Origin of the sequence: Pseudomonas sp. UBA5666, from assembly GCF_002420785.1 — a bacterium.
Taxonomy (GTDB): domain Bacteria; phylum Pseudomonadota; class Gammaproteobacteria; order Pseudomonadales; family Pseudomonadaceae; genus Aquipseudomonas; species Aquipseudomonas fulva.
The window spans coordinates 153,405-175,693 of the sequence record NZ_DIIQ01000006.1; the positions used below are offsets into that span (position 1 = coordinate 153,405).

The 22,289-nt window shown below is 61.8% G+C and carries 23 protein-coding genes; 1 reads left to right on the forward strand and 22 read right to left on the reverse strand.

What is annotated here, in order from left to right; genetic code table 11:
- Positions 1–112 precede the first annotated feature (112 nt).
- Complete coding sequence (locus B2Y33_RS04745; protein ID WP_206405479.1) at positions 113–2,662, forward strand: PepSY domain-containing protein; 2,550 nt, start codon at positions 113–115, stop codon at positions 2,660–2,662.
- Between the two features lie 50 nt (positions 2,663–2,712).
- Here the strand turns inward: B2Y33_RS04745 and B2Y33_RS04750 are convergent, their stop codons facing one another.
- The 22 genes from B2Y33_RS04750 to trmJ form a co-directional block, all read right to left on the reverse strand.
- Positions 2,713–3,504, reverse strand: a complete 792-nt coding sequence (locus B2Y33_RS04750) for an amidohydrolase (RefSeq protein WP_027913698.1) — start codon at positions 3,502–3,504, stop codon at positions 2,713–2,715.
- The gene (locus B2Y33_RS04755) at positions 3,492–4,640 is read right to left on the reverse strand and encodes a pyridoxal phosphate-dependent aminotransferase (RefSeq protein ID WP_206405480.1); all 1,149 of its coding nucleotides are present in this window, start codon (positions 4,638–4,640) and stop codon (positions 3,492–3,494) included. The genes B2Y33_RS04750 and B2Y33_RS04755 overlap by 13 nt, the downstream gene beginning before the upstream one ends.
- 132 nt (positions 4,641–4,772) lie before the next feature.
- Positions 4,773–5,327 carry a hypothetical protein gene (locus tag B2Y33_RS04760; protein WP_027913696.1) on the reverse strand — a complete coding sequence of 185 codons (555 nt, stop codon included), beginning with the start codon at positions 5,325–5,327 and terminating at the stop codon, positions 4,773–4,775.
- Between the two features lie 267 nt (positions 5,328–5,594).
- On the reverse strand, positions 5,595–7,058 hold the full coding sequence (gene der, locus B2Y33_RS04765; protein WP_023533412.1) for a ribosome biogenesis GTPase Der: 1,464 nt from the start codon (positions 7,056–7,058) through the stop codon (positions 5,595–5,597).
- Between the two features lie 115 nt (positions 7,059–7,173).
- Positions 7,174–8,316 (reverse strand): outer membrane protein assembly factor BamB, encoded by a 1,143-nt coding sequence (gene bamB, locus B2Y33_RS04770; RefSeq protein ID WP_027913695.1) that lies wholly within the window; start codon positions 8,314–8,316, stop codon positions 7,174–7,176.
- Complete coding sequence (locus B2Y33_RS04775; protein ID WP_027913694.1) at positions 8,317–8,958, reverse strand: tetratricopeptide repeat protein; 642 nt, start codon at positions 8,956–8,958, stop codon at positions 8,317–8,319.
- 39 nt (positions 8,959–8,997) lie between these two features.
- On the reverse strand, positions 8,998–10,287 hold the full coding sequence (gene hisS, locus B2Y33_RS04780) for a histidine--tRNA ligase (protein WP_028687033.1): 1,290 nt from the start codon (positions 10,285–10,287) through the stop codon (positions 8,998–9,000).
- A gap of 25 nt (positions 10,288–10,312) precedes the next feature.
- A complete protein-coding gene (gene ispG / locus B2Y33_RS04785) occupies positions 10,313–11,422 on the reverse strand; it encodes a flavodoxin-dependent (E)-4-hydroxy-3-methylbut-2-enyl-diphosphate synthase (RefSeq protein ID WP_023533296.1) in 1,110 nt (369 codons plus the stop codon).
- A 3-nt stretch (positions 11,423–11,425) separates the two neighbouring features.
- On the reverse strand, positions 11,426–12,430 hold the full coding sequence (locus B2Y33_RS04790) for a RodZ domain-containing protein (protein ID WP_028687032.1): 1,005 nt from the start codon (positions 12,428–12,430) through the stop codon (positions 11,426–11,428).
- Entirely contained in the window at positions 12,427–13,188 is a 762-nt protein-coding gene (gene pilW, locus B2Y33_RS04795) for a type IV pilus biogenesis/stability protein PilW (RefSeq protein WP_027913691.1), read from the reverse strand. Before pilW ends, B2Y33_RS04790 begins: the two co-directional genes overlap by 4 nt.
- 13 nt (positions 13,189–13,201) lie before the next feature.
- Positions 13,202–14,347 carry a 23S rRNA (adenine(2503)-C(2))-methyltransferase RlmN gene (rlmN, locus tag B2Y33_RS04800; RefSeq protein WP_027913690.1) on the reverse strand — a complete coding sequence of 382 codons (1,146 nt, stop codon included), beginning with the start codon at positions 14,345–14,347 and terminating at the stop codon, positions 13,202–13,204.
- 28 nt (positions 14,348–14,375) lie between these two features.
- Positions 14,376–14,801, reverse strand: a complete 426-nt coding sequence (ndk, locus tag B2Y33_RS04805) for a nucleoside-diphosphate kinase (protein WP_023533373.1) — start codon at positions 14,799–14,801, stop codon at positions 14,376–14,378.
- Between the two features lie 88 nt (positions 14,802–14,889).
- On the reverse strand, positions 14,890–15,090 hold the full coding sequence (iscX, locus tag B2Y33_RS04810) for a Fe-S cluster assembly protein IscX (RefSeq protein ID WP_023533289.1): 201 nt from the start codon (positions 15,088–15,090) through the stop codon (positions 14,890–14,892).
- 10 nt (positions 15,091–15,100) lie between these two features.
- Positions 15,101–15,442, reverse strand: a complete 342-nt coding sequence (gene fdx / locus B2Y33_RS04815; protein WP_027913689.1) for an ISC system 2Fe-2S type ferredoxin — start codon at positions 15,440–15,442, stop codon at positions 15,101–15,103.
- Between the two features lie 3 nt (positions 15,443–15,445).
- Positions 15,446–17,311 (reverse strand): Fe-S protein assembly chaperone HscA, encoded by a 1,866-nt coding sequence (hscA, locus tag B2Y33_RS04820; RefSeq protein WP_027913688.1) that lies wholly within the window; start codon positions 17,309–17,311, stop codon positions 15,446–15,448.
- 42 nt (positions 17,312–17,353) lie between these two features.
- Complete coding sequence (gene hscB, locus B2Y33_RS04825; RefSeq protein WP_027913687.1) at positions 17,354–17,875, reverse strand: co-chaperone HscB; 522 nt, start codon at positions 17,873–17,875, stop codon at positions 17,354–17,356.
- Between the two features lie 8 nt (positions 17,876–17,883).
- Positions 17,884–18,207, reverse strand: coding sequence for an iron-sulfur cluster assembly protein IscA (gene iscA / locus B2Y33_RS04830; RefSeq protein WP_023533425.1), 324 nt, complete (start codon positions 18,205–18,207; stop codon positions 17,884–17,886).
- A gap of 29 nt (positions 18,208–18,236) precedes the next feature.
- Complete coding sequence (iscU, locus tag B2Y33_RS04835) at positions 18,237–18,623, reverse strand: Fe-S cluster assembly scaffold IscU (protein WP_003248539.1); 387 nt, start codon at positions 18,621–18,623, stop codon at positions 18,237–18,239.
- 46 nt (positions 18,624–18,669) lie between these two features.
- Positions 18,670–19,884, reverse strand: a complete 1,215-nt coding sequence (locus B2Y33_RS04840; RefSeq protein WP_027913686.1) for an IscS subfamily cysteine desulfurase — start codon at positions 19,882–19,884, stop codon at positions 18,670–18,672.
- 45 nt (positions 19,885–19,929) lie between these two features.
- Complete coding sequence (gene iscR, locus B2Y33_RS04845; protein ID WP_023533322.1) at positions 19,930–20,421, reverse strand: Fe-S cluster assembly transcriptional regulator IscR; 492 nt, start codon at positions 20,419–20,421, stop codon at positions 19,930–19,932.
- Between the two features lie 182 nt (positions 20,422–20,603).
- The gene (cysE, locus tag B2Y33_RS04850; RefSeq protein ID WP_023533458.1) at positions 20,604–21,389 is read right to left on the reverse strand and encodes a serine O-acetyltransferase; all 786 of its coding nucleotides are present in this window, start codon (positions 21,387–21,389) and stop codon (positions 20,604–20,606) included.
- 3 nt (positions 21,390–21,392) lie between these two features.
- On the reverse strand, positions 21,393–22,148 hold the full coding sequence (gene trmJ / locus B2Y33_RS04855; RefSeq protein ID WP_027913684.1) for a tRNA (cytosine(32)/uridine(32)-2'-O)-methyltransferase TrmJ: 756 nt from the start codon (positions 22,146–22,148) through the stop codon (positions 21,393–21,395).
- Between the last annotated feature and the right edge of the window lie 141 nt (positions 22,149–22,289).

Here is a 22,289-nt window from a genome sequence, read left to right on the forward strand (position 1 = left end):
TCCCGCCACTCACCTTGTGAATGTGAACGAATCTCAATTGCCGCGTGCTGGAGCTTCCATTAACATCCGCCAGCGCGACGCAGGGTGCGGCGGCGATACAAGGTGATCGAAGGTGTTGAAGAAGACGCTGTTCCAGCTGCATTGGTTATTCGGCATCACGGCCGGGCTGGTTCTTGCAGTGATGGGTATCACCGGGGCGCTCTATTCGTTTCAGGACGAACTGCTGGGCGCGTTCAATGCCGATGTGCTGCGCGTGGAGGTACGCCCTGAGGGCGTGCTGCCGCCTGCTGAACTGGTGCGGCGGGTCGAGGCCCAGCAACACGACAAGGTCGCCATGCTGTGGGTCGACGTCCGTGAAGGCGAAGCTGCCAGGATCTTCTTCACACCAGCACCGGGCGAGCGGCGCGGCCCGTTGCGCTACGCAGATCCGTATACGGGCCAGTTGCTGGGCGAGGTGTCGGGGCAAGGCTTCTTCACCCTCATGCTCACGCTTCACCGCTTTCTGGCCATGGGCGACACGGGCAAGCAGATCACCGGTGCCTCGACGCTGCTGTTGGTGTTCTTCTGCCTGTCGGGCCTGTACCTGCGTTGGCCGCGCAATGCCACGAACTGGCGAACCTGGCTGACGCTGGATTGGGCCAAGAAAGGCCGCGCGTTCAACTGGGACCTGCACGCCGTGGCAGGCACTTGGTGCCTGCTCTTCTACCTGCTATTTGCCCTGACGGGCCTGTTCTGGTCCTACGAATGGTACCGCGAAGGCCTGAACCGGCTACTGGCCGATCCGCCGGTCGCTGGGCAGCCACAGGCGCAAAAAGCCCGGCGCCACGGGGCTGCGCCCATCGACCCAAACGCACCGGCGCTGAACGTCGACTACGACGCCCTCTGGGCCAGCCTGCGCAACGCCGCGGGTCCAGGCCTTGCCAGCTACAACCTGCGCCTGCCCCCAGTTGGCGGTCAACCTGCCAACGTGTTCTACCTGCTCGATGACGCCGACCACCCCAGGGCATTCGACACCTTGGTCCTGGACCCTGCCAATGGCAAGGTTAGCCGTCACGAACGCTACAGTGACAAGTCACTCAAGGCCCAATTGCTCCAGAGCGTGTACGCGCTGCATGTCGGCGAATACTTTGGCCTGGTTGGACGCATCGTTCTGACCTTGGCCAGCCTGGCCATGCCAATCTTCTTCGTCACGGGCTGGCTGCTCTACCTGGATCGACGACGCAAGAAACGTCAGGTTCGGGCTGCCCGCCGCCACGTGACCTGCGATGAGGTCAACAGCGAGAGCTGGCTGATCGGCTACGCCAGCCAGAGTGGTACGGCCGAGCGACTGGCCTGGCACAGCGCCGGGCAACTGCAAGCGGCGGGTTTGCCGGTGCAGGTCAGGGCATTGGGTACGTTGTGTGAAGACGATCTGCGTCAGGCACGCCGTGCGCTGTTCGTCGTCAGCACCTTCGGGGATGCAGACGCCCCTGACAGCGCGCGAGGCTTTGAGCGCAACGTGCTGGGTCAGCCTTTGTCCTTGCAGACGCTCAGCTATGCCCTGCTGGCGCTGGGTGATCGTCAATACCCACAGTTCTGCGGATTCGCCCGCAGGCTTCAGACGTGGTTGACCGACCGGGGTGCTCGCTGTGCGTTCAGCCCCATAGAGGTGGACAACGTCGATCAGGCAGCCCTTCAGCAGTGGCATCAGGCGCTGGCGCTTCTGACCGGCACCGCGCCGGTATCCGCTTGGCAAGCTCCCCGTTTTGGCAACTGGTCGCTGATACGCCGTGAATTGCTCAACCCTGGCAGCCAGGGCCATCCGGTCTACCTGCTTGGTCTGCAAGCACAGGCGCCTGCCGTGTGGGAAGCTGGCGACCTCGTGGAGATTCTGCCGCTCAACGGTCGGCCGAGGGTCGATGCCTTCATCAAAAGCCTGGGGCTGGAGGCGGACACGCAGGTGCAGGTCGAAGGGGTGGTAGAAACGCTTGCCCAAGCACTTGCCGGCCGTCAGTTACCTGCCGTCGGTGAGCATCTGGTCGGGCTGCATGCCCAGGCGGTGGTGGACGCACTGGTGCCCCTCGGCAGCCGCGACTATTCCATCGCGTCAATTGCCAGTGATGGCGTGCTGGAGCTGATCGTGCGCCAGGAGCGCCATCCAAGCGGCGAGGTGGGCGTAGGCTCTGGTTGGCTGACGAAGTACCTGCCGCTCGACGGCACGCTGAGCCTGAGGCTAAGGCGCAACAGCGGCTTCCATGCGCCCCAGGGTAACGTGCCGATCATTCTGATCGGCAACGGCACGGGCCTGGCCGGCCTGCGCAGTCTGCTACGGGCTCGCGTCGCCGCGGGCGAGCGGCGTAACTGGTTGCTGTACGGCGAACGCAACCGTGCTCATGATTTTCTGTGTGGCCAGGAGCTGCAAGGGTTGCTCGCCGCTGGCGATCTGGCACGGCTGGACCTGGCGTTCTCTCGCGACCAGGCTGAAAAAATCTACGTGCAGGATGTGTTGTTGCAGCAGGCGGTATTGTTCAAACGCTGGATGGATGAAGGGGCCTGCGTATACGTCTGCGGCAGCCTGCAGGGCATGGCCGCGGGTGTCGATGCGGCACTCGCAGGCCTGCTTGGGGACGCTGCGGTGCAACGGCTGATCGAAGAGGGGCGCTACCGGCGGGATGTGTACTGACCGGCAGCCAGGCGGCTTTCTGGCATTGATCTTCCGGAACCTCGCCGCAATCAGTGCAGCTCGAAGGTATCGGCGTCCAGGTTGGCCGGGAACTTGGCTCTATAGGCAGCGAGATCCGAGGCACTCAATACCACAGTGAACACGCCATCTGCCTCTCCAGCGCTGAGCAAGCTCTCGCCCTGAAAATCCAGTACCTGGCTATCACCGCTGTACGCGAAACTCTTGCCGTCAGTGCCCACCCGGTTCACAGCCGCGACATAGCACAGGTTTTCGATCCCTCGCGCCGGAAGCAGACGGTTCCAGTGCAGGCGACGTGCTGCCGGCCAGTTGGCCGTGTACAACAGCAGGTCGGTGTCCGTGGCATCCCGGCTCCAGACTGGGAAGCGCAGGTCGTAGCAGATGAGCGGGCGAATACGCCATCCCTTGAGCTCGAACTGCACCTGACGCTCGCCCGGCGTGTAGTGCTCATGCTCACCAGCCATGCGGAACAGATGACGCTTGTCGTAGTGCAGGATCTCGCCATCTGGCCTTGCCCAGAGCAGGCGGTTACGGTGACTGCCATCGGCCGCCTGAATGATCACGCTGCCCGTGACCACGGCATTGCACTTTTTCGCCTGAGCCTTGAGCCATTTGTACGTCGGGCCATTCTCCGGCTCGGCGAGGCTCTTGGACTGCATGGAAAACCCGGTGGTGAACATTTCCGGCAAGATCACCAGGTCCACCTCGCCCACCTGCTCGAGCAGCACATCGAAATGGGCGAAGTTGGCTTCCCGGTCGTGCCAGGCAAGTGTGGTCTGCACCAGGGCCAGCCTGAGGTCAGGCAGCGTACTCAGATCGCGCATAGTTTCTCCGCCGCCTGACGCAGCGTCTCCTCTCGTTTGGCAAAGCACAGGCGCAGCAGTCGCTGACCGGGAACAGGTTGCTGGTAGAACACCGAGATCGGGATGGTGGCCACGCCATGCTCGCGGGTCAACCACGTCGCCATCTGCACGTCATCGAGGTCCGGTCGGATGTGCGAATAGTCAACCAACTGAAAGTAAGTGCCGGCTGTGGGGGTGAAGCTGAATCGCGAATCCTGCAACAAGCCGCAACACAGGTCGCGCTTGACTTGATAGAAAGCCGGTAACGCATCGACATGTTCCGGATGCTCGGCCATGAAGTCAGCCAGGGCGTACTGCAACGGGGTCACGCCGCAAAAGTTGACGTATTGATGCACCTTGCGCAGTTCGCCGGTGAGGGCCGGCGGTGCGATGACATAGCCCGTCTTCCAACCGGTGACGTGGTACGTCTTGCCAAAGGAGCTGACCACGAATGCACGTCTGTAGAGCTGCTCGTGAGCCAGTACGCACGCATGCTTCACGTCGTCGTAGACCAGGTGTTCGTAGACTTCATCGCTGAGTACGTAGATGTCTCGATCGGCGATCAGCTGGGCCAGCTGATCCAGATCCTTGCTGGAAAGCAAGGCACCGCTGGGGTTATGGGGCGAGTTGAGCACGACCAGACGTGTGCGTGGCGTAAGGGCGTCCGCGAGCTGCTGCCAATCGATGGAAAAATCGCCAGGGTCCAGTTGCAGATGCACGCACCGGCCACCGGCCAGCGCCACCGAGGGCGCGTAGCTGTCGTAGCAGGGGTCGAAGATGATGACCTCGTCCCCTGGCTGCACGACAGCCTGGATAGCGCAGAAGATCGCCTCCGTCGCGCCGGGCGTAATCGTCACTTCATGGTCGGGGTCCACCGTGACACCGTAGAGCCGCTTGACCTTGATGGTCACCTGCTGGCGTAAGGCTGCAAGGCCCGACATGGGCGCGTATTGATTGTGGCCTGCCATGACATGCCGGCCCACCGACTCGAGCAGGGCTTGGGGCCCGTTGAAATCCGGGAAACCCTGCGAAAGGTTCAGCGCACCGGTCTGGGCGGCGAGCTCTGACATGGTGGTGAAGATGGTCGTGCCGACGTTCGGCAATTTGCTGGGGATCATGGCGCCCTTGCTCCTGGTGCAGCCGGCACGGAAAGAAAGCACGAGCATAGCGGATCGTTTCGTCGGGAAGAAGCCAGTCAAGGCGTGAGTCGCACGTCACAGGCTTTCTCGACGATTACTGTCGGGGCTAGTTCAACCTTCTGCTGGAGCGACGAACTCCAGTATGAAGGTCGCTGCGGGCGCCACGTCCTTGGTATGGTAGCGCAACCTGTCGCTTGGCTGGCTCTCCCAAACGGGTACCTTCTTCGTAGCATTGGGCGTGAGGCCGAACCAAGTCCAGCCTACGGGGACTTCTTTGTAGCCCACGAGCACACGATCGTGGGCTGAGACGTAGCGGGCATCGAGGGTTTGCAATTGAACCTGGTTAACATTGGGCTCGCCGTCAACGTTTCCAGCCAGGTGACTGATTTGCAGAGCAGGACCGGGTGTGCCCAGCTCTTCGCCCGACGCATGAAGCACGCGCCCACCACGTCCAGTGACCTGCTTGCCTGCTGACGTTCGAAACTCAAAAGCCACACCCCCCTCGAGCGATGGGTGGGCGAGCATTCCGATGTCGAAGCACTCGGGCGTATCCAGCGATCCTGCTACCTGCAGTTCATTCAAATGATTGACGATGATTGCATAACGCTCGCCGTCCTCAAGCAGATAGAGCTTGCCTTTGGTTTTTTTTAAGTAAATATCGTTCATGACGTTCCCTCCATTGATCTAACACATCATTCACACGTACGTGAATAGCCAACGCCCCCCGCGCGGGGAGCACGGACTGAGCGCCTTGTGCACCACACGCACACAAACTACCGGTGCAATGTGGAGAGCGGCATAGATCAATGTTTCCTCCCGAGCTTGGCTGCATGGCCGCACTCGCGAGGAAACAGGAACACAGGTGCGGCGCTAGAAATGCGCAGCACGGCGGGCGAGGACCTGTACAGACACTGTAACGGGTTCGGCAGGCGCCTATCGCTTATCGCGGCGTTTCTTCTCGGCTTTCTTGTGGTGCGACATCAAGCGACGTTTCTTGTTGACCTGGCGGTCTGTGAGGGTGTTCTTCTTGCCCTCGTAGGGGTTTTCACCGCCTTTGTACTCGATGCGAATCGGCGTGCCGACCAGCTTGAGCACGCGACGGTAAGTGTTTTCCAGGTAACGCGAGTACGACTTGGGAATGCTGTCGGTTTGGTTGCCGTGGATCACGATCAGCGGCGGGTTGGCCCCGCCCAGGTGCGCATAACGCAGCTTGATGCGACGGCCATTGACCAGCGGCGGCTGGTGCTCGCTGACGGCGTCTTCGAGGATCTGCGTCAGGCGGCTGGTTGGCCAGCGGGTCACAGCTGAGGTGAACGCGGCCTGCACCGATTTGTACAGGTTGCCCACGCCCGTGCCGTGCAGGGCGGAAATGAAGTGGATATCGGCGAAATCGACGAAGAACAGCCGGCGCTCCAGCTCGGTCTTCACATAGGCACGCTCACCCGGCTCCATGCCATCCCACTTGTTCAGGGCGATGACGATGGCGCGGCCAGCTTCCAGAGCAAAGCCCAGCAAGTTCAGGTCGTGATCGACCACCCCTTCGCGAGCATCCATGACGAAGATCACCACGTTGGCGTCCTTGATCGCCTGCAGCGTCTTCACGACCGAGAACTTTTCGACTTCCTCGTGGATCTTGCCGCGCTTGCGCACACCGGCGGTGTCGATGAAGGTGTACTTGTCACCATCACGCTCGAAGGGAATGTAGATACTGTCGCGCGTCGTACCCGGCTCGTCGTAGACCACCACACGCTCTTCACCGAGCATGCGGTTGACCAGGGTCGACTTGCCGACGTTGGGGCGACCAATGATGGCAATCTTGATGCCATCCTTTTCGCTTGGGCCAGGGATGCGAACGGCCTCTTCGCCTTCGGCGACATCCTGGTCCAGGGCTTCTTCTTCGGCATCGCGCGGCAAGTGACCGAGTACGGCCTCCATCAACGCGTTGATGCCTCGACCCTGGGAGCCTGCCACCGGAATGGCATTGCCCATGCCCATTGGCGAGAACTCAGCGCGAGCGACGTCAGCGTCGATGTTGTCGATCTTGTTGGCGACCAGAATCGCCGCCTTGTTGCGCTTGCGCAGGTGCTCGGCAATCATCTGGTCTGCCGCTGTCATGCCCGCTCGGGCATCGACCAGGAACAGCACATAGTCGGCTTCTTCGATGGCCATGAGCGACTGCTCGGCCATTTTTTCGTCCATGCCCACTTCATCACCGGTGATGCCACCGGTGTCGATGAGGATGAAGGAGCGACCCTGCCAGCTGGCATCACCATACTGGCGATCACGGGTCAGGCCCGACAGGTCACCCACGATGGCATCGCGGGTCTTGGTCAGGCGGTTGAACATGGTGGATTTGCCGACGTTCGGACGGCCCACCAGGGCGATTACGGGAACCATTCGGCTCTCCACTCTTGAATTCTTGAAAATACAAAGGCCGCTGCAAGGCAGCGGCCGGAGTTCGGGCGGCGTATCCTACGCCGCAGCCTGAAGCCGCACGGCTTCAAGCATAGCTTCAGCGGATGGTCAGTGCCTCGAGCTTGCCGCTGTTGCCGAAGACATAGATGGTGTCACCCACCACCAATGGCCGTGCACGCAGGCCACTGCTGTCGACACGCTCACGGCCAACGAAGCGACCGTCGACTTGGCTGAGCAGGTGCAGGTAGCCTTCGAAGTCGCCTACTGCCACGTAGCTGCTGTACACCTCGGGGGCGGTCAGCTGGCGGCGGGCCATGGCATCGTTGGACCACAGGGCGCTGGAGGAACGCTCATCGACGCTTTCCACGGTACCCGAGGCTTCGCTCACGTAAACGTTGCCAAAGCCCTGGGCGACCCCGACGTAGCTGGAAGCATCACGCTGCCAGAGCACGCGGCCACTTTCCAGATCCAGGCCCGCAACGCGCCCCTGGTAGGTGCTGACGTACAGGGTACCACCCGAGAGCAGCAAGCCGCCGTCGATGTCGACGACACGCTCAAGCTCGGAACGGCCCTGGGGGATCGCCACACGGCTTTCCCATACAGGTACGCCATTGCTGATGTCGACTGCCACGACCTTACCGGTGGACAGGCCAGCAACCGCCAGGCGGTTAGTCACGATCGGCGCGCCGGTGCCGCGCAGGGTCAGTACCGCCGGGGTGCTTTCATAAATCCAGCGACGATCACCGGTAGCAGCATCCAGGCCGATCAGGCGATCATCCTGGGTCTGCACCACTACCACATCACCGTTGTTGGCCGGGGGCGCCAGCACTTCGCTGGTCACCCGGGCGCGCCAGCGCTCCTCGCCGGTGCTCGAATCCAGGGCAATCACTTCACCCTTGAGGGTGCCGAGCATCACCAGACCGTAGCCTACGCCGACCGCGCCAGAAACCGGCAGGTCAAGGTCCTTGTTCCACACCACGTTGCCCGTGATGCGGTCCAGGGCATAGACATCGCCGGTGACGTCGGAGGCATAGATCCGGTCGTTCTCGATGGCCGGCACGAGGGTGTTGTAGGTTTCACCCTGACCGTCACCGATGGAGCGGCTCCACTGCTTCTTGAGCACCACTTCCTCGGTGAACTTGGTCAGTTCGGCAGGAGGCAATTCCTTCTTGCTGTTGCTGCTGCACCCTGCGGCCAATACCGCCAAGGTCAGCACTGCTGCTTGTTTCCAACCGATCACTTACGCGTCCCCTCTGGCCAGATCATCGAGCTTCAACTGCAAGCCACCCACTGCCGCCTCGTCGGACAACGCAGCCTTGGCCTTTTCGTAAGCACCGTGCGCGTCATCAGCGCGGCCCAGCTGTACCAGCAGGTCCCCTTTCAACTCCTCGCGACTGGCGAGGAAGGCTTTCTCGGCATCCCCGTCAAGCAACTTGAGGGCATCCTCGGCCTTGTTCTGGGCGGCCAGCACACGGGCCAGACGCTGGCGTGCGATCTCGCCAAGGGTGGCGTCTGCCGGCTTGTCCAGCACAGCCTTGAGTTCGCCAGCGGCATCGTCGAGCTTGCCGCTCTCGACCGCTACCTTGGCCACGAACAGGCTGCCGTACTGGGCATAGGCAGTGCCGCCGAACTCGCTCTTGAGCTTGCCGGCCAGTTCCGCAACCCGGGTGGCGTCCGGCTGACCCGTAGGCGTGAGGCTGGTTTCCAGTAGCGCCTGATACAACTGCGAGGCACCTTGCGACTGGTTGTTCTGGTACTTGTGCCAGGTGTTCCAGCCCAGCACTACCACGCCGGCGAGCAACGCACCGGTCAGCAGCGGCTTGCCGTTACGGTTCCACCAGTCCTTGACCCCTGCCAGGTCATCATCATCGGTACTCGACACCCCAATACTCCTTTTCGCCTATTCGCTCGTTGAACCGCGTTACGCCTGCGCGATCGCGGTTTCCAGGTGCCCTGCAAGGGCATCCCAGGCAATGTTCTGTTGTTCGCCCTGACCACGCAGGGGTTTGAAGCCGACTTCCTGTTTGGCCAACTCATCATCGCCAAGAATCAAGGCGAACAGCGCGCCGCTCTTGTCGGCTTTCTTGAACTGGCTTTTGAAACTGCCCCCGCCCGCATTCACGGCCAGACGCAGGCCCGGCAGACGGTCACGCACCGCTTCGGACAGACGCAGGCCCGCCAACTCGGCCTGCTCACCAAAAGCGCAGAGGTAGACATCGACCTGACGGCTGATGGAGTCCGGTACCTTGCCAAGGGTTTCAAGCAGCAGAATCAGGCGCTCGATACCCATGGCAAAGCCAACGCCAGGTGTAGGCTTGCCGCCCATTTGCTCCACCAGCCCATCGTAGCGGCCGCCGGCACACACCGTACCCTGGGCACCAAGCTTGTCGGTGACCCACTCGAAGACGGTCTTGCTGTAGTAGTCCAGCCCCCGCACCAGCTTGGTGTTGAGCACGAATGGAATGCCGGCAGCGTCCAGGCGGGCCTTCAGGCCTGCGAAGTGCGCACGGGATTCTTCGTCCAGGTAATCTTCGAGCTTCGGCGCATCGACCAGCACCGCCTGGGTGTTGGTGTCCTTGCTGTCGAGGATGCGCAGCGGATTGCTCTTGAGGCGGCGCTGGCTGTCCTCGTCCAGTTGCTCCAGGCGCGCGGACAGGAACTCCACCAACGCGTCGCGGTAGCGGGCGCGCGCTTGGCTGGTGCCAAGGCTGTTGAGTTCGAGCTTGACCGCATCCTGAATGCCCAGCAAGCCCCACAGGCGCCAGGTCAGCATGATCAACTCGGCATCGATATCCGGGCCATCGAGGTTGAACACCTCCACACCGATCTGGTGGAACTGCCGGTAGCGGCCCTTCTGGGGACGCTCGTGGCGGAACATCTGCCCGATGTACCACAGCTTCTGCACCTGGCCATTGCCGGTGATGCCATGCTCCAGCACCGCGCGAACACAGGCCGCAGTCCCTTCCGGACGCAGTGTGAGCGAGTCACCGTTGCGGTCTTCGAAGGTGTACATTTCCTTTTCGACGATATCGGTCACTTCACCGATCGAGCGCTTGAACAGCTCGGTGAACTCCACGATGGGCGTGCGGATCTGGCTGTACCCGTAGGTGTCCAGCAGGCCGGCAACGGTACCCTCGAAATAGCGCCACAATGGCGACTGCTCGGGCAGGATGTCGTTCATGCCACGGATGGCTTGCAGCGATTTGCTCACGAATGATCCTTACGAATTCTGTGTATCAGCCACGGGCGATCAACGCCGCGTCGGCTTCGACCTTCTCGGCCGCTTTCTGACGGATGAGTCTTTCGAGATCATCGACCAGGTTGTCGTTGGTCAGTTTCTGCGCCGGTTTACCGTCGATGTAGACCAGGTTGGGCGTACCACCGGTCAGGCCGACATGCGCTTCCTTGGCCTCCCCCGGGCCATTGACCACACAGCCGATGACGGCCACGTCCAGCGGCACCAGCAGGTCCTCGAGGCGCCCTTCGAGCTCGTTCATGGTTTTTACCACATCGAAATTCTGCCGCGAGCAGCTCGGGCAGGCGATGAAGTTGATGCCTCGGGAACGCAAGTGCAGGGACTTGAGGATGTCATAGCCTACCTTGACCTCCTCCACCGGGTCTGCCGCCAGCGAAATGCGGATGGTATCGCCAATGCCTTCGGCCAGCAGCATACCTAGGCCAACGGCAGATTTCACCGTACCCGAGCGCAGGCCACCGGCTTCGGTGATTCCCAGGTGCAGGGGTTGCACGATCTGCCGTGCCAGCAGGCGATAGGCCTCGACGGCCATGAACACGTCCGACGCCTTGACGCTGACCTTGAAATCCTGGAAGTCGAGACGATCGAGGTGTTCCACATGGCGCAGCGCCGATTCGACCAGCGCTGCGGGCGTAGGCTCGCCGTACTTTTTCTGCAGGTCCTTTTCCAGTGAGCCTGCGTTGACGCCGATACGGATTGGAATACCACGGTCGCGAGCGGCGTCAACGACAGCCCTGACCCGGTCTTCACGGCCGATATTGCCAGGGTTGATGCGCAGGCAGTCCACACCCAACTCGGCCACGCGCAGGGCAATCTTGTAGTCGAAGTGAATGTCGGCGACCAGCGGCACGCTGACCTGCTGCTTGATGCGGCCGAAGGCTTCGGCGGCGTCCATGTCAGGTACCGACACGCGAACGATGTCCACACCGGCATCGACCAGACGCTGGATCTGCCCCACCGTGGCGGCGACATCATTGGTATCGGTGTTGGTCATGCTCTGCACTGCAATGGGCGCATCACCGCCCACCGGCACATTGCCGACCCATATCTTGCGGGATTCGCGACGTTTGATCGGGGATTGGCCGTGCATGAATTACTGTCCCAACTTCAGGCGAGCGGTTTCGCCACTGGTGAACGGGGCAACGTCGACGGCCTGGCCGTTGTAGCTGACCTTGGCGCCACGGGCAAAGCCCAGACGTACCGCAAACGGCGGCTTGCCAGTCAGCTCGAGGTTGTCCCCCTTGCGCTTGATGCCGCTGAACAACACCTTGCCGTTGCCATCGGAAACCTGGGTCCAGCAATCGGCGACGAACTCAATCGCGACCTTGCCGCTGCCTGCTGGCACGGCGGCGGGCTCGGCGGCGGCTGCACTGGTTGCAGGGGCGGCTGCCGCCGGCGCGCTGGCAACAGGGGTAGCGTTGGCCGGCGCCGGCTGCGGCGTCGCAGTGCCCGTTACCGGAGCAGAGCCGGCTGCAGGCGTGTCGGTAGCCGCTGCCTGCCCGGTACTTGCAGCCTGCTGCTCGTCGGTACCCTGGGCCAACGGCAGGGGGGCGCTCTCAGGTTGCTGGGCGGCAGAGACGGCCTGGTCTTCGGGTTCGTCAAGCGGGTGAATCTGGGTGGTGCCGTCGGCGCTTTCGACCTCGACGTGCTCAAGGGCGATGCTGGAGAGGTCTTTGCCGCGCAGACTGCCCTGGTCCTGCCACCAGACGAAACCGCCACCCACGACCGCCAGCAGCAGCAACAGGCTGACCCCGCGCAGAATATTGTGGGACAACCGGGAAGGCTCTTCGATACGCCCCAGCGAATGTACGTCGCTGCCCTTGGCGTGGGTGCCGGTGTAGCGATCGAAGGCTTCGACCAGGGCAGCCTGGTCCAGCTCCATCAACTTGGCGTAGGCGCGGATGTAGCCACGGGCGAAGGTATGCCCGGGCAGCTTGTCGAAGGCGCCGGTTTCCACATGGTTGAGCGAGCTGACAGTAAGATTGAGCTTGCGGGCCACCTCGGCTTGGGACCAGTCCCGTTTCTCACGGGCCAGGCGCAACAGCTCACCAGGGTTCTGGCCAGGCGCTACAGCTACTTCGGGATGCGCGGCGTTCATCGTTGCTCCGACAGGTATTGCTGATATTCCGGCGTACCGGGATAAAGTCGTTGTAATTGCTGCCCCAACTCGGCCACCGTCCCTTGCTCGTCGAACACCTTGGCAAGGCGGCTACCCAGCAGCAGGCTCCGGGCATCGTGGCCACTCAACCGGCTGAAACGATCGTAGTAATCCCGGGCCGGCACATAATGCCTGTTTTCGTAGGACAACTCAGCCATTTCCAGCAACGCTTGTGGCTGTCGCTGGTTAAGCTGCAATGCTTTTTGCAAATGGGCGTGCGCCTGATCGCGCTGGCCGAGCCTCAAGGCTGTCAGGCCAAGGTTTTCATAAACCCGTGATCGCTCAGGATACAGGGTATCGGCGCTGGCAAGGCGAAACATCTGCTGCGCTTCGGCAAACCGCCCTTGAGCATAAAGGAAACTGCCGTAATTGTTGCGAATTCGCGTGGTGCTGGCACCCGCCCCAAGCGCTTGCTTGAAATGGCGCTCGGCCAATACAGGCTCGCCTTCGGCCTGGTAGACCAATGCCAAGGCGGCATGGGCGTCGGCATCGTCGCCATCCAGCGCCAGCGCCTTTGACAAGGGCGTCTTGGCCTGGCCCAGCATCCCCTGTTGCAGGTAGCCGAGCCCCAGCTGCACATACGCCCGCCCGGCCTCGACCCTGCGCTGCTCAGCCACCTGCGCATCGCTGCCTGCGCCTGACATGCAGCCGGCGAGCAGCGAAAGCGCAATGATCGGCAGCGCAGCGCGCACGTTCATAGGCCAGTTCCGGTCAGTGGGCGGCCGGGCTGTCCGGGCGCTCGGCGTCTGCCGACAGCTGCCGGACGGCGATGTAACGTTCGCTGCGCCGGGTGCGGTCATTGACCTGCCCCACCAGCTGGCCGCAAGCCGCATCGATGTCATCACCACGGGTGGTGCGCGTCGTCACGTTGTAGCCACCGTGGTGCAGCAGGTCTTGGAAACGACGAATGGCGTTGTTGCTGGGGCGCTCGTAGCCGGAGTGCGGGAACGGATTGAATGGAATCAGGTTGATCTTGCACGGCACGTCGCGCAGCAGCTCGATCATCTGCGCCGCATGCTCGGGCTGGTCGTTGACGTCCTTGAGCAGGGTGTACTCGATGGTGAGCACCCGCTTGCCGCCCAGGGTCGCCATGTAGCCCATGCATGCGTCGAGCAGCATCTTGAGCGGGTACTTCTTGTTGATCGGTACCAGTTTGTTGCGCAACTCGTCATTGGGTGCATGCAATGACAAAGCCAGCGACACATCGATGTGCTTGGCCAACTCGTCGATCATCGGCACGACGCCCGAGGTGGACAGGGTGACGCGACGCTTGGAGATGCCATAGCCCAGATCTTCCATCATGATCTTCATGGCGGCGATGACATTGTCGAAATTGAGCAGGGGTTCGCCCATGCCCATCATGACCACGTTGGTGATGGCGCGGTCGATTTTGGCAGGCACGGTCCCGAAGGATTTGTTCGCAAGCCACACCTGGCCGATCACTTCGGCGGCGGTGAGGTTGCTGTTGAAGCCTTGTTTGCCGGTGGAGCAGAAGCTGCAGTCCAGGGCACAACCGGCTTGCGACGACACGCACAGGGTGCCGCGATCGTCGGTGGGAATATAGACGGTTTCGACGCAGCTGCCGGAGGCAACGCGGATCACCCACTTGCGGGTGCCGTCTGCGGAAATGTCTTCGCTGACCACTTCCGGTGGACGAATTTCGGCAACGGCCTCGAGCTTTTCACGCAAGACCTTGCCGACGTTCGTCATGGCGGCGAAATCATCGACGCCAAAGTGGTGAATCCATTTCATCACCTGACCGGCGCGGAAGCGCTTCTCTCCGATGGAATCGAAGAATTGTTCCATTTCCTGCAGGGTCAGACCCAGCAGGTTGATTTTGTCAGTCGATGTCGTCATGGATTCACCCTCACCCGTAAGCTTTCGCTTAGCGAGTGGTTACCTCGGTAGCAGCGAAGAAGTAAGCGATTTCGCGAGCAGCAGCAGCTTCGGAGTCCGAACCGTGAACGGCGTTGGCGTCGATGGACTCGGCGAAGTCGGCGCGGATGGTGCCGGCAGCGGCTTCTTTAGGGTTGGTAGCGCCCATCAGCTCACGGTTCTTGGCAATGGCGTTCTCGCCTTCCAGGACCTGAACGACAACCGGACCGGAAGTCATGAAGGCAACCAGGTCACCGAAGAAGCCGCGCTCGCTGTGCTCGGCGTAGAAGCCTTCGGCCTCGGCCTTGGACAGTTGCTTGATTTTCGAGGCAACGATTTTCAGGCCGGCTTCTTCGAAGCGAGTGGTGATCTTGCCGATGACGTTCTTGGCAACAGCGTCAGGCTTGATGATGGAGAAAGTACGTTGAACAGCCATGGAAAACTCCAGAATATGAGTGTTACGAAAAATTAAACCCGCGAATTATACGCGGGTTCCAGGGGATTGCCTAACCTGCGGTGCGTGTTCAGTCGGCTTCGTCGATCCAGGCCGCCTGGATGGCCTCGAGCACCTTCTCGCCGGCGCGCGAAGGATCGTCACTGAAGCCAGGCAATGCCACCACCCAGCGGTGCAGATCGACGAAATTCACATACCGAGGATCGACGTCCGGCTTGCTTTCTGCAAGCTCGATGGCGATATCAAGTACATCAATCCATTTCAGACTCATGTCCAGGACCTCAGTGCGGCGCTTCGGCAGCGTGGTTGAGCGAATACTTGGGGATCTCGATGGTGAGGTCCTGATCGGCCACCACCACCTGGCAACCCAGACGCGACTGCGCTTCCAGGCCCCACGCCTTGTCCAGCATGTCTTCTTCGAGCTCGTCGGCTTCCTCAAGGGAATCGAAGCCCTTGCGCACGATGCAGTGGCATGTGGTGCAGGCCTTCACACCGCCGCAGGCGCTCTCCATCTCGATGTGATGATCGTGGGCCAGCTCCAGGATATTGGTGCCGGCAGGCACCTCCACGGTCAGCCCCTCCGGGCAGAACTTCTCATGCGGCAGGAATGTCACCAGCGGCATCGATTACTCCTCGATCTCATTCAGGTTGCGCCCGGCCAGTGCGGCTTTGACCGTCGAATCAAGGCGTCGGGCGGCAAATGCGTCGGTCACGTGCGACAGACGCTTGGTCTGTTGCTCGATGGCAGCGCCATCGGTGCCCGCCAGCAAATCACGTAGTTCTTGCATCTGGAATTCAATGGCCTGGCGCTCTTCTTCACTGAGCAAGCGCTGACCGTCGGCGTCCAGGGCGCCCTGTACCGCTTCGAGCAGCCGTTCGGCGTCCACTTGGTGCTCACGCAACTGACGGGCCTGCTTGTCGGTACCAGCATGCTCGAAGGAGTCCTTGAGCATGCGCGCGATTTCGCCATCGGTCAGGCCGTAGGACGGCTTGACCTGAATGCTGGCTTCCACGCCTGATGCGAGTTCCCGGGCGGCGACGCTGAGCAGCCCGTCGGCATCGACCTGGAAGGTGACGCGAATTTTCGCTGCCCCTGCCACCATGGCCGGAATGCCGCGCAGTTCGAAGCGCGCCAGTGACCGGCAGTCGCTGATCAGTTCGCGCTCGCCCTGCAGCACATGGATCATCATGGCCGACTGGCCGTCTTTATAAGTCGTGAACTCCTGGGCGCGCGCCACCGGGATGGTGGTATTGCGCGGGATCACTTTCTCCATGAGCCCGCCCATGGTCTCCAGGCCCAGTGACAGCGGGATCACATCAAGCAGCAACAGCTCGCCGCCTTCGCGACGGTTGCCGGCCAGGGTATCGGCCTGAATGGCGGCGCCGATGGCCACGACCTGATCGGGGTCGATGGAAGTCAGCGGGCTACGACCGAACAGGGTACCGACGGCATCGCGAACACGGGGCACGCGCGTGGAACCGCCGACCATGACCACGGCGCTGACTTCATCGAGCTCGACGCCACTGTCACGTACGGCACGGCGGCAGGCCTTGAGGCTGCGGGCCACCAGCGGCTCGATCATCGCATCGAAACCGGCACGGGTGAGCTCACCCTGCCAGGCACCATGCGTGACGCCCACCACCTCGGCATCGGTCAACGCTTCCTTGGCGGCGCAAGCCGTCTGTAACAGCGCGCGCTGGGTAGCCGGGTCGAGGTCGGAGGACAAGCCAGCCTGCTCGATGATCCAGCCTGCAATGGCGTGATCGAAGTCATCGCCACCCAGGGCGGTATCGCCGCCGGTGGCCAGCACTTCGAACACGCCCGCTGTCAGGCGCAGGATGGAAATGTCGAAGGTACCGCCACCCAGGTCGTAGATGGCGACTACGCCCTCGGCGTTCTGGTCAAGGCCATAGGCCACGGCGGCGGCCGTAGGCTCGTTGAGCAGACGCAGGACGTTCAGGCCAGCCAGGCGTGCAGCATCTTTTGTGGCCTGGCGCTGGGCGTCATCGAAATAGGCCGGAACGGTGATCACCGCACCGACCAGTTCACCGCCCAATGTCGCCTCGGCGCGCTCACGCAGCACCTTGAGGATGTCCGCCGAGACCTGCACCGGGCTCTTGGGCCCTTGCACCGTATCGATGAAAGGCATGTGCGATTCGCCACCGACGAAGCGGTAGGGCAATTGCTGGCCCAACTGCTTGACGTCGGCCAGGCCGCGACCCATCAGGCGCTTGACCGACAGCACGGTGTTCAGCGGATCGCTGGAGGCAGCGTCACGCGCTGCCTGCCCGACTTCGCTGCCGCCAGCTTCGAGGTAACGCACCGCCGAAGGCAGAATCACATTACCTTGCGCATCGGGCAGGGGCTCGCTCACGCCGCTGCGCAATGCAGCGACCAGGGAATTGGTGGTGCCCAGGTCGATCCCTACCGCCAGGCGGCGCTCATGGGGCTGGGGCGTTTGACCGGGTTCGGCAATCTGCAATAGGGCCATGCTTATCTGAATACCTTAGGTGCCATCACGGGTAGCACCGGGTTAATCGTCGAGGCGCTCTTCCAGTTGGCGCACTTCTTGGGCGAGCTTGTCGAGGAATTGCATTCGGCGCATCAGGCGTTCGGCCTGCTCACGCGCATCGGCAACATCCCAGCAGGCGGCGAAATCCTCGTTGAGCGTGTCTTGAGCAGCCTTCAGGCGCTTCTTGAACACGGCCACGCCATCGAGGTCGGCTTCGTCCTGGAGGTCTTCGAGCTCCTCACGCCACTGCATCTGCTGCAGGAGGAAATCCGGGTCATGGACCGTGACCTCCTGCGGCACTTCGTGGCCACCGATCGCCAACAGGTAGCGCGCACGGCGTGGTGCACTGCGCAGCGTCTGGTAGGCGTCGTTGAGGGCAGCGGATTTCTCCAGCGCAGAGCGTTGCTCGCGCTCGGAGGCATCGGCAAAACGATCAGGATGGACTTCGCGGGCCAGCTCGCGATAGCGAGTGGCCAGCATCTCAAGGTCCAGTCGAAAACTCGGCTGCAGGTCGAACAGTGCAAAATGACAAGGAGTACCCACGGTCGGCCTCAGACGTTGAAGCTTTCGCCGCAGCCACACTCACCGCGCACGTTGGGGTTGTTGAACTTGAACCCTTCGTTCAACCCTTCCTTGACGAAGTCCAGCTCGGTGCCGTCAAGATAAACCAGGCTCTTGGGATCGATGATCACCTTGACGCCATGGTTCTCGAACACCTGGTCCTCGCCCGCCAGCTCGTCGACGAACTCCAGCACGTAGGCCAGGCCCGAGCAACCGGTGGTGCGTACGCCAAGGCGAATGCCTTCACCCTTGCCCCGCCCTTCCAGGGAACGCCGCACATGATTGGCGGCGGCTTCTGTCATGCTGATAGCCATGAGAACTCCTTACCTTGCAACAGGCGACGTTAGATCAAGCCTTTCTTCTGCTTGTAATCGCGAACAGCGGCCTTGATGGCATCTTCGGCGAGTACCGAGCAGTGGATCTTGACCGGCGGCAATGCCAGTTCTTCGGCCAGCTGGGTGTTCTTGATGGTCTCGGCTTCGTCCAGGGTCTTGCCCTTCATCCACTCGGTGGCCAGGGAGCTGGACGCGATGGCCGAACCGCAGCCGTAGGTCTTGAACTTGGCGTCTTCGATCACGCCCTGCTCGTTGACCTTGATCTGCAGGCGCATCACATCGCCACAGGCCGGTGCGCCGACCATGCCGGTACCGACATCCGGGTCCTCGGCATTCATCTTGCCGACGTTGCGCGGGTTTTCGTAGTGGTCGATGACCTTTTCACTGTATGCCATGGTGCAATTCCTTCCTCATCAGGGAGCCGCTCTTGCCGGCGACTGCTTAGTGGGCGGCCCACTCGATCTTGGAGATGTCGACGCCGTCTTTGTACATGTCCCAAAGTGGGGACAGTTCACGCAGCTTGTTCACGGCCTCGCAGACTTTCTGCGCGGCGTAATCAACCTCTTCCTCGGTGGTGAAGCGGCCGAAGGAGAAGCGGATGGAGCTGTGCGCCAGCTCGTCGTTACGGCCCAGTGCACGCAGCACGTAGGACGGCTCGAGCGAGGCGGAGGTGCAAGCCGAACCGGACGAGACGGCGATGTCCTTGAGCGACATCAGCAGCGATTCGCCCTCGACGTAGTTGAAGCTCAGGTTCAGGTTGTGCGGCACGCGAGCAGTCAGGCTACCGTTGACGTACAGTTCTTCGAGGCTGGATACCTGCTTGAAGAAGCGGTCGCTCAAGGCTTTGATGCGTGCGTTTTCAGCCGCCATGTCCTGCTTGGCAATGGCGAATGCTTCGCCCATGCCGACAATCTGGTGCGTCGGCAGCGTACCCGAACGCATGCCGCGTTCGTGACCACCGCCGTGCATGGCTGCCTCGAGGCGTACCCGCGGCTTGCGGCTGACGTACAGCGCGCCGATCCCTTTGGGGCCATAGACCTTGTGCGCGGAGAACGACATCAGATCGACCTTGAGCTGCTGCAGGTCGATTTCGACCTTGCCGGCAGACTGGGCGGCATCGACGTGGAACAGCACGCCGCGCGAACGGGTCAGTTCACCGATGGCGGCAATGTCGTTGATCGAGCCGACTTCGTTGTTCACGTGCATCAGCGAGACCAGGATGGTGTCGTCACGCAGGACCGCCTCGACCATGGCCGGGGTGACGATGCCGTCTTCGCCCGGTTCCAGGTAGGTGACTTCGAACCCCTCACGCTCCAGCTGGCGAGCGGTATCGAGGACCGCCTTGTGCTCGATCTTGGAGGTGATGATGTGCTTGCCCTTGGTCTGATAGAAGTGCGCAACACCCTTCAGGGCCAGGTTGTCGGACTCGGTGGCACCGCTGGTCCAGACGATTTCGCGCGGGTCGGCATTGATCAGCTCGGCGACCTGACGGCGACCGTTCTCGACCGCTTCTTCGGCTTTCCAGCCAAAGACGTGGGAGCGCGAAGCCGGGTTACCGAAGTTACCGTCAGCCGTCAGGCATTCGGCCATCTTCTGGGCTACGCGTGGGTCGACCGGGGTGGTCGCGGAGTAATCGAGGTAGATCGGCAACTTCATTTTTCTCTCCTATCAGGCGGTGGCGTCGCTCGTCGTCCCGAAGGATCAATCGACGGCGGACGTCTCAATCTTGTCCAGCGGGGCAGACAGACCAGCGACGCGGCGCAGGTCCTGACGCTGAGCGACTTCCTGCACCTCACGGCGCATGACGAGGTCGGCCAGACTGATGCCACTGAGGAACTCGTGAATCTGCTGACTGAGGTCGCACCACAAGTGATGGGTCAGGCAGGTATCACCGGCATGGCAGTCCCCAAGCCCCTGGCAACGGGTGGCATCGACCGATTCGTTGACCGCATCGATGACCTGGGCGACCTGGATGGTCTCCATGCCGCGCGACAGCTGATAACCGCCACCGGGGCCGCGAACGCTGGAAACCAGGCTGCTGCGGCGCAGCTTGGCGAACAGCTGTTCCAGATAAGAAAGGGATATGCCCTGGCGCTCGGAGATGTCGGCCAAAGACACCGGCCCATGCTGCGCGTGCAACGCCAGGTCGAGCATGGCAGTCACGGCGTATCGGCCTTTGGTAGTCAGTCGCATGGCTATTGGGTACCACGGGAGTTACGGGATGTGTGCAAGTATGCGATTCCCGAGCATTTAAGTCAACTATTAGACCTAGTGCCTTAGTCGGGTTTGCATGAGGGGAGGCGGCCGCGATTGTAGCAGACACGGGGGCGATAGCACATGCCCCCATGCCAGAACCCGCGCCTGACGCGGCGGGATCAATGCGGCTGGATGTCGCGCTTGGCCAACTGCGCCTGTTCGGTGAAGTCATCTTCAGGCAGCGCAGGCAGCTCCTTGGCGCAATAGTCACTGCCCATCCGCGTCAACGCCCCGCACATGCCTTCCAGGCGCTCATCAACGGCCTGCAGATGGTCAAGCATCTGGCCAATGGCACGGGCGACCGGGTCGGGCATGTCGCCACTGACCCCATAGGCATCGAAACCGATCTTCTCGGCCATGGCCTTGCGCCGCGCCTCGACATCGCCCTGCTCGTCCTTGACGATGATGCGCCCGGGGATGCCAACAGCCGTGGCGCCGGCTGGCACCGCCTTGGTCACCACCGCATTGGAACCGATCTTGGCCCCGGCCCCTACGGTAAACGGCCCCAGCACCTTCGCACCCGCACCGACCACTACGCCGTCCTCCAGCGTTGGGTGACGCTTGCCTTTATTCCAGCTGGTACCGCCCAGGGTTACGCCTTGGTAGAGCGTCACGTCGTCACCAATCTCGGCGGTTTCGCCAATGACGATGCCCATGCCATGGTCGATGAAGAACCGCCGCCCTATCGTGGCGCCCGGGTGAATCTCGATACCGGTCAGCCAGCGACCGAAGTTGGACACCAGCCGCGCCAGCCACTTGAAGTCCCGCCGCCACAGGGCATTACCCAACCGGTGCAACCATATGGCATGCATCCCGGGGTAGCAGGTCAGCACTTCGAACGCGTTGCGCGCCGCTGGATCACGGTGGAACACACTTTGAATATCTTCACGCAGACGTTCCAGCATCTGTCAGTCCTTCCGTTTATGCGGCTCACCCCGGACCACCTTCTGGGTCTCGGTAAGAATGCCGCGCAAAATGCTCATTTCCGTACGCTCCACTGCCACCCGACCGTAAAGCCTGCGAAGACGCGGCATCAGGTGCTTGGGCTTTTCGGGATCAAGGAAACCAATGTCGACCAGGGTTTTTTCCAGATGGTCGTAGAACAGCTCCATCTCGTCCATCGTGGCCAAGGCGTCGGCGTCAGCCTTCTCAACCTGGGCAGGCGAGCGGTCGTTCGCCAGGCTGGCCATGCGCACTTCATAGGCCAGTACCTGAACAGCCGCAGCCAGGTTCAGCGAACTGAAGTCGGGATTGGAGGGGATGTGCACGTGGAAGTGACATCGCTGCAACTCTTCATTGGTCAGCCCGGCATGCTCGCGCCCGAACACCAAGGCGATCTGCTCGCCCCCGTCGGCATGCTGCACGGCCTTGTCGCCGCATTCACGTGGGCCGATAAGAGGCCATGGAATGCTGCGCTCACGGGCACTGGTGCCCATCACCAGATTGCAGCCGACCAATGCCTGCTCCAAGCTGTCGACGACGATGGCGTTACCCAGCACATCGTCCGCGCCCGAGGCGCGCGCGCTGGCCTCGTCGGCAGGAAACTGCTTTGGCTGCACCAGCACCAGACGCGACAGGCCCATGTTCTTCATGGCGCGCGCAGCGCCGCCGATGTTGCCGGGGTGGCTGGTGTTGACCAGAACGACACGAATATTCTGCAGCAAGGTCTCGTGCTCACAGTGGCGGAAATCAGGGCCTGGAATCTTACAGAACCGACAGGCGTAACGCCACGCACGCGAATGCGCCCTTCTGCCGCCACAATTTTCTGTTAGAATGTTCGGCTTTCTTCTTTAACATCTCCAGGT